Origin of the sequence: Agrobacterium sp. SORGH_AS_0745, assembly GCF_030818995.1 — a bacterium.
In the GTDB taxonomy this organism is placed as follows: Bacteria; Pseudomonadota; Alphaproteobacteria; order Rhizobiales; family Rhizobiaceae; genus Agrobacterium; species Agrobacterium tumefaciens.
Window position 1 is genome coordinate 1,638,930 of sequence record NZ_JAUTBI010000003.1, and the last position, 12,026, is coordinate 1,650,955.

The 12,026-nt window shown below is 60.2% G+C and carries 8 protein-coding genes and 1 pseudogene; 2 read left to right on the forward strand and 7 right to left on the reverse strand.

The window, feature by feature from the left end:
* Positions 1–8 precede the first annotated feature (8 nt).
* The 3 genes from QE432_RS17740 to pepN form a co-directional block, all read right to left on the reverse strand.
* Positions 9–2,345, reverse strand: coding sequence for a PAS domain-containing sensor histidine kinase (locus QE432_RS17740; protein WP_019564062.1), 2,337 nt, complete (start codon positions 2,343–2,345; stop codon positions 9–11).
* Positions 2,346–2,583: 238 nt separating this feature from the next.
* Positions 2,584–2,904: a carboxymuconolactone decarboxylase family protein gene (locus tag QE432_RS17745; protein ID WP_003512161.1), complete on the reverse strand. Its 321-nt coding sequence runs from the start codon at positions 2,902–2,904 to the stop codon at positions 2,584–2,586.
* A 143-nt stretch (positions 2,905–3,047) separates the two neighbouring features.
* Positions 3,048–5,696 carry an aminopeptidase N gene (gene pepN, locus QE432_RS17750; protein WP_306625149.1) on the reverse strand — a complete coding sequence of 883 codons (2,649 nt, stop codon included), beginning with the start codon at positions 5,694–5,696 and terminating at the stop codon, positions 3,048–3,050.
* A gap of 493 nt (positions 5,697–6,189) precedes the next feature.
* Here pepN and QE432_RS17755 point away from each other — a divergent pair.
* Positions 6,190–7,129: pseudogene (locus QE432_RS17755) on the forward strand (DMT family transporter).
* A 161-nt stretch (positions 7,130–7,290) separates the two neighbouring features.
* Here the strand turns inward: QE432_RS17755 and QE432_RS17760 are convergent.
* The 3 genes from QE432_RS17760 to QE432_RS17770 form a co-directional block, all read right to left on the reverse strand.
* On the reverse strand, positions 7,291–7,482 hold the full coding sequence (locus tag QE432_RS17760; RefSeq protein ID WP_003497027.1) for a hypothetical protein: 192 nt from the start codon (positions 7,480–7,482) through the stop codon (positions 7,291–7,293).
* A 153-nt stretch (positions 7,483–7,635) separates the two neighbouring features.
* Positions 7,636–8,535 (reverse strand): uracil-DNA glycosylase, encoded by a 900-nt coding sequence (locus tag QE432_RS17765; RefSeq protein ID WP_003512166.1) that lies wholly within the window; start codon positions 8,533–8,535, stop codon positions 7,636–7,638.
* Between the two features lie 43 nt (positions 8,536–8,578).
* Positions 8,579–9,877, reverse strand: coding sequence for an Hsp70 family protein (locus QE432_RS17770; protein ID WP_003512167.1), 1,299 nt, complete (start codon positions 9,875–9,877; stop codon positions 8,579–8,581).
* Positions 9,878–10,176: 299 nt separating this feature from the next.
* On the opposite strand from QE432_RS17770, the gene QE432_RS17775 reads away from it, so the two are divergent.
* The gene (locus QE432_RS17775) at positions 10,177–11,154 is read left to right on the forward strand and encodes a sensor domain-containing diguanylate cyclase (protein ID WP_038490403.1); all 978 of its coding nucleotides are present in this window, start codon (positions 10,177–10,179) and stop codon (positions 11,152–11,154) included.
* A 22-nt stretch (positions 11,155–11,176) separates the two neighbouring features.
* Here the strand turns inward: QE432_RS17775 and QE432_RS17780 are convergent, their stop codons facing one another.
* A complete protein-coding gene (locus QE432_RS17780) occupies positions 11,177–11,965 on the reverse strand; it encodes an SDR family oxidoreductase (RefSeq protein ID WP_013635763.1) in 789 nt (262 codons plus the stop codon).
* Positions 11,966–12,026 lie beyond the last annotated feature (61 nt).

Consider the following 12,026-nt stretch of genomic DNA (forward strand, 5'->3'; position numbering starts at 1 on the left):
AATATTCCTCAATGCACCGTGCCACAGCACCCTGCCGCATGCGGGATGATAATCGTCACCACCGTGCCTCTGCCTTCGCAGGAGCGGATTTTCATCGTGCCACCATGCAGCCTGACGAGCGAGCGCGAGATGGCGAGCCCGAGGCCTGAGCCGCCCTGGCTTTTGGCGTATTGGCTCTGCACCTGCTCGAAGGGCTGGCCAATCTTGTCGAGCGCCTCGGCGGGAATGCCGATGCCGGTATCGGCGATGGTGAGGATCATGGCGGCCTGATGCACATGGGTGCGCAGCGCTACGCGGCCGCCGTTGCCGGTGAACTTCACGGCATTGGACAGAAGGTTGAGCATGATCTGCTTCATGGCGCGGCGGTCGCCCTGCATCGTCAGCCCGGCGCAGACCTTCTGCTGCACGGTGATGTTCTTCTGTTCCGCCTGGATGGCGGTCAGCCGCAGGGTTTCCTCGATAAGCGGCGCGAGATCGATTGTCTCGCGGTTGATCCGCATATGGCCGGCTTCGATCTTGGACATATCGAGAATGTCGTTGATGACATTTAGGAGGTGCTTGCCGCTGTCGTGGATATCCCGGGCATATTCGGAATATTTCGGCGAACCAACCGGCCCGAACATCTCGTTTTGCAGGATGTCGGAAAAGCCGAGAATGGCGTTGAGCGGCGTGCGCAGTTCATGGCTCATATTGGCGAGGAATTCGGACTTTGCGAGGTTTGCCGCCTGGGCGCGCTCTTTTTCGGCGAGATAATTGGCGTTGGCGTCTGAAAGCTCCGTCTTCTGCCGCTCCAGCTTATGCTGCGAGGCGGAAAGATCGCCGATGGTGGCCATCAGCCGGCGTTCGGAGTCGCGCAGGCGCTCCTGATGGCGTTTCAGAAGCGTAATGTCGGTGCCGACGGAGACGAGGCCGCCGTCACGGGTGCGGCGTTCATTGATCTGTAGCCAGCGATCATCGGCAAGCTGCACTTCCGTCATGCGCGAAAGGCCGGACTGATCGGGGTCCGCAACGCGCCGCTCCACGACCGGGCGCGCCGCAGCCGCCTGCACGGCGCTCTTTTCGGTGCCCGCTACCAGAACGCTGTCCGGCAGGCCGTAAGCCTTCTGGTAATGGGTGTTGCACATGACGAGACGGTCGTTCTTGTCCCACAGCACGAAGGCTTCCGAGGTGGATTCGATGGCGTCTGCAAGGCGCTGGTCTGCCTCGGCATAACGTTGCGCAAGGCGGTGCTGCTCGGTCACGTCCATGGCGATGCCGATGACGCGCGGGCCGTTATTGGTGCGGATGACCTGGGCGCGGGCGCGCAGCCAGACATAGTGGCCTTTCGCGTGGCGCATGCGGAAGATCTGGTCGATCTGGCGCAGATCACCGCAGCCGACAGCACGGGCAAGCTCGTAGAGGTTTCCATCTTCGGAATGCATCATGCGCGCCGCATCGGAAAAGGACAGCGGTGCGGCCTTCGGCGGTCTGCCGAGGATTTCGTAGAGCGAGCCGGACCAGAACATGCGCCGCGTGGAAAGATCGAAGTCCCACAGGCCGCAGCGGCCGCGTGACAGCGCCGTCTCCACCCGCAGGTTCGATTCGGCGAAGATGTCGTCGGCATCGCGGGCGCGTTTGACCTGCATGTAATAGGCGTAGAGCACGACGAGAAGGATCGAGGAGATTCCGGCAAACAGCGTCACGTTCATTGCGATTTCGCTGCGCCAGAAAGAACGGATCGGCTCAAGCGAGCGCGCCGCGATGACCATGCCTCCATCGTCGCCGAAGGGGATCATCGTCGCATAATGCGGCTGGTTGTCGATATTCGTTTCGATGGTGCCGGGCGCGCCGGGAAAACGCTGAACAATGGCGATTTCGGGAAGCAAAGCCGGCAGGGAGGTGCCGATATAAAGCGTGGCGCCCTTGCCGGCGCCGGCGAAAATCCGGCCGTTGCTGCCCGACAGAAGCACCATGGTGCCATCAGCAAGGCTGCCCGAAGGCAGCGCTGCGGCAAGGCTCGCCTCTGCGCGGGTGCGCTCTTGCGAGGCAAAGACAATACCGTTGTTGATAAGGGCTGCTTTGGCCGTCAGCGCTGTCAGTGCGGTAGAGTGGCGGGCGGCCTCTTCCATGCGGCTATATTCGGCAACGATGCCCAGCATGCGTGACGCCGCGATGACGACGAGAAATGCAAGAATGAGAATGGGAATGAGGCGCTTCAGCAGGGTCTCGACCTGCGGCATCGGGCGGTCGGAGCCGTTCATCAAACCCATCAGGTCGCTGGAAAGCCTTTCGCCCCAGGCCGCAAGATCAGAAAATTTGGCATACGGCCGCTCATCGCCCGCAGTCGCCCGCCGCACGTTCGTCATTGTCCCGCCTTCAAGATATCCCCACTGATTCGAAGCGCCGCCGCTCGAATATGCATAGTGAATCAAATGCGATTCGCCGTGTCCAGAGGCAAAAGTTAAAAGAATTTTAACCCCTTGAACCGACTCCGTATTTTTTCGGGACAGCGCGTTACGGTCTGCACAGCGGCGCCAGGCATTGGAAAAACCGACACCCCGATAGTCGGTCTGGGACGTTCCGGTATGTTACGTCCGGTGGTTCTCAAGCCTTGTCGAAAGCCTCAAGAGCAGGTCCAAGTGCGCCGAGAACGCCGTTTCCGGCGGCGGGAAGCCCGGTCAGCACCGCGCTGATGATGTCGTCACGGCTTGCGCCATGCGCTTTGGCTTCCAGCACATGAAATGCCACGCCGCCTTCCAGCCGCAGTGCGGCGAGAATGCCGATATAGACCAGGCATTGCGTCTTGGCATCCAGCGTGGACGCCGCACCCAGCCCCTGAACGGCCTGAAGCCAGACAGCCTGATGGGCCGGGGCTTCGGTGATGAAACGCTGGAACGAATTGCTGGTGTTGGAAATATCCGTCATTTGAAGTCCCTTTCCGCTTGCGGCCGCGTTCCGGCCTGTCGCTGACGATTGTGTCGCGCAATGCGTTGCGCCGCCTTGACGGAAATCAAGACGGCGCACAGGCATTGTCCGGAGTAGGGGAGTTGGCGAATGTTCGCCGGGCATTATCCTTTCAGAATACGCCCGACGATATCGCTGACATCCGTCGAAAGACCTTTTGCTTCGGCGATCGTCGAAAGTGCTGCCTTGGCGTGTTCGGCGCGGCTTGCTTCCAGCGACCGCCAGGAGCGCATGGAGGTGAGAATGCGCGCGGCAAGCTGCGGGTTACGCTTGTCGATAGCTATGATCTGCTCGGCGAGGAACCGATAGGCGGCACCATCGGCGCGGTGGAAACCGGTCGGGTTGGAGAAGGCGAGCGTGCCCACCAGCGACCGCACCCGGTTGGGATTAGAGGCGATGAAGTGTTTCGACGTCATCAGCGCCTTGATACGTTCCAGCGCGCCGTCGCCGGGAATGGCGGCCTGTAGCGAGAACCATTTGTCGAGAACCAGCGCATTGTCGGCAAAGCGGGCTTCGAAGGCGGCAAGCGCCTCCTTTGTCTCCGTGCTGTCGGGGAAACGTTGGGTCAGTACACCAAGCGCATGCGCAAGATCGGTCATGTTGGTGGCGCTGGCATAGGCCTTTGCCGCCCTGTCAGGCGTTCCCTCAGCAAAAGCAAGGAAGCTCAACGCGCCGTTGCGAAGCGAACGCCGTCCGGCGCTGTCGGCATCGGGGCTGTAGGCTTCACCATTGCCGTCGCTGTCGGCGAGCCCGCGGAGCGTCTCGATACCGGCCGTGGCAATGGCCTTGATCGTCGCGTTACGTGCCTTGTGGATGGCGTCCGGGTCGGTATTGCCGCCCAGTTCGCGAGCGATGTCCGTTTCGCTCGGCAGCGCCAGCGCCTGTGCGCGGAAAGCGGGTTCAAGCGAAGCATCGCCGACGATTTCGATCAGCGTTGCGATGAGGTCGGCGTCCGAGCGTACTTCTTGGCCGTTCTGCACGGCCCTGGTAGCGGCAATCAGCGCCGGCAAAGCGAGATCGGTAAGCGCCTGGAAACGGGCAAACATATCCGTCTCGTGCCGGGCAACCTGCACCAGATCGGCAGCACTCTGTTCGAAATGCAGGTTGATCGGCGCCGAGAAGCTGCGGTTGAGCGACAGCACTGGGCGCGATGAAATGCCGGAGAAGGAGAATGTCTGGTTGCGTTCGGTCAGATGCAGCACGCCGTCGCGGTATTCTCCGCCCGTGACAGCCTGCGGCTCGGCGATCTGGCCATTGTCGAGAATCAGCGCCAGCGACAGCGGAATATGACGCGGTTGCTTCACCGGTTGGCCGGGCGTTGGTGCGACGGTCTGTTCCAGCGTCAGCCTGAAGGTCGCCTTGGCGGCATCGTAAGCGGAGGAAACGGAGACGAGCGGCGTGCCGGCCTCGGTGTACCACAGCGAAAACTGCGACAGGTCGCGGCCGCTGGCATCGGCAAAACTCTTGACGAAATCCTCAACAGTCGCCGCTTCGCCGTCATGACGTTCGAAATAAAGGTCCATGCCTTTCTTGAAGTCGTCTTCGCCAAGGATCGTGGCGATCATGCGGGTGACTTCGGCGCCCTTTTCATAAACGGTCGTCGTGTAGAAGTTGTTGATTTCGCGATAGGTATCGGGGCGTGGTGGATGGGCCAGCGGACCGGAATCCTCTGGAAACTGCTCCGATTTCAGGTGACGCACATCGGCGATGCGCTTGACCGGGCGCGAGCGCATGTCGGCGGAAAATTCCTGGTCGCGATAGACCGTCAGGCCTTCTTTCAGGCACAGCTGAAACCAGTCGCGGCAGGTAATGCGGTTGCCGGTCCAGTTGTGGAAATATTCATGCGCGATGATGCGTTCGATATTGGCGTAGTCCGCATCGGAGGCAGTTTCCGGGTCGGCCAGCACGAATTTGTCGTTGAAGACGTTGAGACCCTTGTTCTCCATCGCGCCCATGTTGAAATCGGACACGGCGACGATCATGAAGATATCGAGGTCGTATTCACGGCCGAAGCGTTCCTCATCCCACTTCATCGAGCGCTTCAGCGCATCCATGGCATAGGCCGCGCGCGGCTCCTTGCCATGCTCGACATAGATCTTCAGCGCCACTTCGCGGCCGGAAAGGGTGGTGAACGTGTCTTCCACCACGCCGAGATCGCCGGCGACAAGCGCAAAGAGATAGCTGGGTTTCGGGTGCGGATCGAACCAGGCTGCAAAGTGGCGGCCTTCATCGTAATTGCCGCCGCCGAGGAAGTTGCCGTTCGACAACAGCAGCGGATTGCCCTCCTTCGCGGCGATGATCGTCACCGTATAGGGTGCCAGAACATCGGGCCGGTCCGGGAAATAGGTGATGCGGCGGAAACCTTCCGCCTCGCACTGGGTGCAATAAACGCCGTTGGTGCGGTAAAGCCCCATCAGCTGCGTATTGACCTGCGGATTGATGTAATTGGTGACACAGATCTCGAAGGGCGTCCCCGCAGGCAGATCGCGGATCGTCAGGCTATCGGGCGTCGCGTCATATTGGCTTGCGGGAATGTCCACCTGATCGAGCAGCAGGCCCGAAAGCATCAACTCGTCGCCATCGAGAACGAGCGGCGCTGACACATCGACGCCCTCTCGGCGATGAAAGATCAGACGGGCTTCGACCTTGGTATTCTTGGGGTCGAGTTCGAAGGTGAGATCCACCCGCTCCAGAACGAAATCGGTGGGGCGGTAATCTGCCAGGTGAACGATCTGGCCCGTGTCTGTTCGCATGACTGTTCCTGAATAACTTTGTCGTTGTCCTCCGGGCATCATGTCGTCATAAGGCCCGGATGTAAAATAGGTAGAGTATTCGTCACAATCATGTGCGCATCGGGAGGACGTTCTGTCCTGCCATGGAAGGCTTTGCCGGCCCTGCAGACGATCCTGCCGCTGCCGGACCTGCGGACCATGCCAGCAAATGTTGAACGATTGCTGAAATTGTATTTTATTTTCTTCAAATTTTAGCGCGTGTCGCTTTTGGTCTGATTCTCACGTCGCCATCAGGGCTGAAGGCCTGAACAATGGGGGTGAGGAGGCCACAAGCCGGGGAAAGCAATCCTGCGCCTCACCAGATCAACGGAATTCATGGGTAAATAACATTTTTTGTTGTAAAGCGCTTCGGGAATGCTCTAGCCTTGGGCAAATCCAATTCCCCCGCGTCGTCCTCCCCCGCATGAACAATCTCCCGATGGCGTGTTTGCGCAGCCGATATGAGTAACTGCCGATGAACGCCGAACCGACAAATCCCTTTCGGGGGATAAGCCTGAAGCTGATTTCGGTTGGCTTTTTTCTGGTGATGCAGACTTGTATCAAGGCCTCCGGTCCCGATGTGCCGGCCGGTCAGATCACTTTCTTCCGCTCCGCTTTCGCCATCATCCCCATCGTCGTTTATCTTGCCTGGCTGCATGCGCTGACGAGCGCGCTGCACACCAACAATCTCATCGGCCATTTCAAGCGCGGGTTTCTCGGCATTCTCTCCATGGCCTGCGGGTTTTACGGGCTAACGCTGCTGCCGTTGCCGGAATTCATCGCCATCGGTTATGCCTCCCCGCTGCTGGCGCGTCGTGTTCGCCGCCTTCATCCTGCGCGAGAAAGTGCGCATCTACCGCTGGAGCGCGGTTTTCGTTGGCATGATGGGCGTGCTGGTTATCCTGTGGCCGAAGATGACCCTGTTGCGTGAAGGCGGTTTTGCCGCGGGCGAGGGGCTGGGCGCGATCGCCGTGCTCTGCGGGGCAACACTTGGCGGTCTCGCAATGATCCAGGTGCGGCAACTGGTGGAAACGGAAAAGACGCCGACCATCGTTCTCTATTTCTCGCTCACGGCCACCTTGCTGTCGCTCGTCAGCGTACCCTTCGGCTGGAGCGCTCTGGATACCAAGCAGGCCGTGCTGTTGATCACCAGCGGCATTTGTGGCGGCGTCGCACAGATCTTCCTGACGGAGAGCTATCGCCACGCGGAGGTCTCCACTATCGCGCCCTTCGAATACAGCTCCATCGTTTTCGGGATAGCGGTCTCCTATATCCTGTTCGGAGACATTCCAACGCTCACCATGCTGATCGGCACGGCAATCGTGATTTTCGCCGGCATCTTCATCATTTTCCGCGAGCACCAGCTGGGCCTGGCGAGACGCGCGGCACGCAAGGCCTCCACGCCGCAGGGGTGACGCACCAAATTTGACGGAGGTCGCAAACATGCGGCATCGTCGATGCCAGAGCCGTTGTCGTGTCGGCGCCTAGTCCCGCAAATGCAAAAGGCGCCTTCCCGAAGAAAGACGCCAGCGCGCAATCAAAGATATGGACCGGTTTTACACCGGCCTGAGTGCTTTCAGCGCTCGCGGAAATCCGCAAAGACAGCTGCAGGACGTGTGACGCGAACCTGCTGCATGGCAGCACGTGCGGTCATCTGTTCGTTAGCGGCAGCGCCGAAACGATGGTAACCCTGACTGGAGCGAGGGCCGAGGCCCGCCAGTCGGAGCGTTTCAAAGCCGGAATGTACCGGACGGAAGCGAGTGGTCATTGCCTTGGTTCCTTAAACCGAATTCCTCCCAAGACACAGGCTGGCTTATCGCAGTGCAGCATGGATTCGGCAAGCCGGGTCAGCGCGCCGCTGTTATGCGTAATACGCATGGCTTCTTTCATACTTCGTTTACTCTGAGTAAGAATCAGGCAATCAGCCTTCGGAGATTTTTGCCTGAAACGCCAATAAATCCTGCCATGCCAATGACTTGCTGGCAGGTGCGTTTAGAAGTTCCTGCGGATGCAGGCTCGCCAGCGCCGGTAAAACCAGGTGCCCGGCTGCGACATCACGCCACTGTCCGCGCAGCGTATGGATCGTTCCGGTGCCGCCGAAAAAGAAACGTGCGGTCAAGTTGCCAAGAAGCAACAGGTGTTTCGGCTCCGCAAGTGCGATCTGGCGCTCGATGAAGGGGCGGCAAATATCCATTTCGGCCTGAGTCGGCGGGCGGTTGCCCGGTGGACGCCAGGGCACGACATTGCCGAGCATGATGCGTGCGCGGTCAAGGCCGATAGCGGCCAGCATACGGTCGAGCAGCAGCCCGGTCTTGCCGGCAAAAAGCTGGCCCTCGCGGTCGTCATCCGCATCCGGCATCGGGCCGATGACCATGACGGCGCAAGCAGGGTCGCCTTCGGTGAATACCGTGTTGCGGGCGCTGTTCTTGAGGTTGCAGCCGCTGAAACCCTCAAGCGCGATTTTCAGTTCGGAAAGCGACCTTGCGCTTTCAGCCGCAAAACGGGCAGCCGCCACGGCCTGTTCGTCCGGCATGGCAACATTCTGCTGAAGTGCCGGAGCAGGCGGCGCGCCTCTCGTCGGCGCGCTGCGACCTGCCGTCTGCCGCTGCGGAGCATCGGCACGACGCTCCGTGCCGCTGTCCATCTGGTGTGCGGGCGCAGAGCTTTCCTGACGCGCTGCCGGTCGGGCAGGGCGGGAGGCGGCAAATTCGGCGAAACGGTCAACAGGTCCGTCTTCCAGCAACCAGTCCACGCCCGCATCCGCATGGAAATGCAGAAGCGCGGCGAGTTCGGCCGGGGAGAGGTCGTGAGCGGCGATCATGGGGTGAAATTATCCCATGTTCCCCGCCCGGGGAACCCGTAAATCACGCTGTCCAGCGCTGAATGTCACCGCTTTCGCCGATCATGGCCAAACCATGGGCAATCGAGAGCAACTCGCCGCCGGTTTCGATCCGGTCCGCGTCGAAACGACGGGTGAAAAGCTCGCGCACCGCCGGCACGAAGGAGGTGCCGCCGGTGAGGAACACCTTGTCGATTGCCTCAGGCGCGACTTGCGTCTTCTCCAGAACCTCGTCCAGCGCGCCCTCGATCTTGGCGAGGTCGTCGGCGATCCAGTTGTTGAAGTCGCTGCGCTTGACCATTTTGCGGCCGGCCTTGCCGAGCGGCGCGAAGTTGAATTCCGCTTCTTCGGCCGAGGACAGCGCCATCTTGGTGGCGGAAATCGACTGATAAAGCGGATAACCCTCGTCATGCTCCACGAGATCGATGAAGAGTTCGAGCTTGTCCGGCTCCAGCGCCGAGCGCACCAGCGATTTCAGATCGGTGAATTCCTTCGAGGTCTTGAAGATCGACAGCTGGTTCCAGCGACCGAAATTCACGTAGTAGCCGGAAGGCACGTCCAGCACCTTGTCGAAGCTCTTGAACTTGCTGCCCTTGCCGATTTCCGGCGAAACCAGATTGTCGATCATGCGGAAGTCGAAATGGTCACCGGCGACACCGACGCCGGAATGGCCGATGGGGGTGGCGGAAAGCTTGCCGGCATGGGTCTCGAAGCGGATCAGCGAATAGTCGGTGGTGCCGCCGCCGAAATCCGCCACCAGCACATTGGCGTCCTTCTTCAGGCTCTGGGCGAAATAATAGGCGGCCGCCACCGGCTCGTAGACATAGTGGATTTCCGGAAAACCGGCACGCGTCAGCGCTTCGTTGTAGCGGGAGAGCGCCAGCGTCTCATCCGGATTGCTGCCGGCGAAACGCACGGGGCGACCGGCGATGACGGTCGAGACGTCGCTTGGCCACTCTGCGCCCGCATAGGTTTTCAGCTTGCGCAGGAACACGTCCATCAAATCCTCGAAGCTCTGGCGCTTGGCGAAGATCAACGTACCCTGGAAGAGCGGCGAGGCCGCAAATGTCTTGATCGACTGAAGGAAGCGGCAATCGCCCGCATTGTCGATGAATTGCCTGATGGCTGCGTGGCCCGCTTCCACGTGCAGGGCAGCCGCACCAAGGCCCGAATCCTTCATGAAGGAGAGCGCGGTGCGCATGCTGTCATCCGTGCCAGCGCTGCTGGTAAACTGCATGGAGCGGCTTTCGCCGCCGCCGTCGGAAAGAGCCATGACCGTGTTGGTCGTGCCGAAATCGAGGCCCAGTGCCCGCTTTTGCGTCATCGCCATATCCTTGTCGCCGATAGAAATGCTCGCCCGGCCCAAAGGCGGCCCGGCGTGAGAATAAGGGACGCATTTGGCATCCCGATGTCAGAGGAGGGCGGTTGATTGCACAGGCCCGGCAGAATGGCAAGCGCCACTTCTCGGTTTATTAAAACATTAGAATAAAGTAATTTTTCGTTATAAATACAGTTTTGCGATGCAAATTAAATATTTTTTCGCAATCGCAAAGTATAAATAAAGGCTATATCCTCAGGGAGCTTTCTTAATTGTAGCTGTCGCGTTGTAACCCGGAAGTCCAGATGTCCCGCAAGCAGGCATGTTCCGCCCTCCAAGATGTGCCGCCCGGGCCGGAGGTCCTCATTCGCGGCGACGTGGAAATTTTCCATTCCCAGCTTATGAACCTCATGGCGTCATCGCAGCAGGGTTATGCCCTTTTCGATGGCAGCGATGAGTTGCGCTTTGCCAATGCGGCCTTCCGCGAGGCGCTGGGCATGGCTCCGGACGGTTTTCCGAACTGGATGGAGCTGATGCGCGGCGGGTATCGCAGCTCGACAGGAACGGCGGTCGAAACCACCGATTTCGAACTGTGGTTGCGCTCGGCGCGGACAAGGCGCGGCAAGTTGCCTTACCGCACCATCGAAACCAGCCTGAACGATGGACGCTGGATGCTGACGACGGAAACGACGCTGCCGGGCGGCTGGATGTTGTGTGTCGTGACCGATGTTTCCGAGCTTGGCATCCAGTTGCGCGATCTGCGGCAGGAGCGCGACAGGGCGCTGAAATCGGCGCTGAGCGACGAACTCACGGGCCTCGGCAACCGCCGCTATGCCATGGATATCCTCAACCAGATGCTTGGCCCCAACAAGGCGCAGGCGCTTGCGGTGATCATCATGGATATCGACCACTTCAAGGCGGTGAACGACCGTTTCGGGCATGCCTGCGGCGATCTCGTCCTTAAGGATTTCGCCACCCGGCTTTCCGCTGCGATCGGCCGGGACGATCTGGTGGGGCGGATCGGCGGTGAGGAGTTTCTGCTCGTTCTCAGCGGTTCGCGAATGCTGAGCGCGGAAAGCACCATGCAGAAGCTGCTGGCGACGTTGACAGAGGCATCGCCGCTGAGCGATGTGCCGGATTTCCGTTACAGCTGTTCGGCTGGCATTGCCTTTGCCGATCCCGGCGAGAGCGCGAGCGATGTGCTGCGCCGCGCCGACACGGCACTCTACGAAGCCAAGAATACCGGCAGAAACCGCTTCGTAGTCTACGGAGCGGCCTCTTGACCGCTCCGGCGTGTAACCGGCGTCAGTTCGATTTCGCTGCGCCGCCGTCCACCCGCAGCATTGTGCCGGTGATGTAGCTTGCCGGAACCGAGCAGAGGAAAGCCCCGGCGGCGGCGAATTCTTCCACCGTGCCAAGCCTGCCTGCCGGAATGCTCTTGACCGAAGCCTCGCGGATTTCCTCCATGCTTTTACCCAGGCGCTTGGCATTGGCGCCATCCAGCTCGTCGATGCGGTCGGTATGGATGCGGCCGGGCAGAAGAAGGTTGGAGGTGATGCCGAAACCGGCCACTTCGCTTGACAATGTCTTGCTCCAGCCCACCAGCGCCCCACGCAGCGTGTTGGAGAGCGCCAGATTGGGGATGGGTTCGAACACGCCGGAGGAGGCAACGGTCAGGATGCGGCCAAAGCCCTGTTCCTTCATCTGCGGCAGCAGCGCATTGGTGAGCGTGATGACGCGCAGCACCATCGACTGGAAGAAGCTCTCCAGCTTCTCGGTCGTGATCTCCTGCGCAAGACCCGGCGTTGGGCCACCGGTGTTGTTGACGAGAATGTCAATGCCGCCGAGCTTGTCGTTCACGGCCTGAACCATGGCCTCGACGAAATTGTCATCGCCAAGATCGCCCCGCACCCAGTCGGCCTTGCCCTTGCCGAGTGCATTGATCGTCTTGCAGTTCGCGTCCAGCTTTTCGCTGCTTCTGCCAACGAGAAGAACATTCACGCCTTCGTTCGCCAGCGCTGTGGCGATGCCCAGCCCAAGGCCGCGAGAGGAGGCGAGAACGAGGGCGCGTTTGCCGGAAATGCCGAGATCCATGGGTTTTGTCCTGTCTTGTTTGCAGCGGATCAAAGAATCGAAGCGTGACTACAGGCGAAAA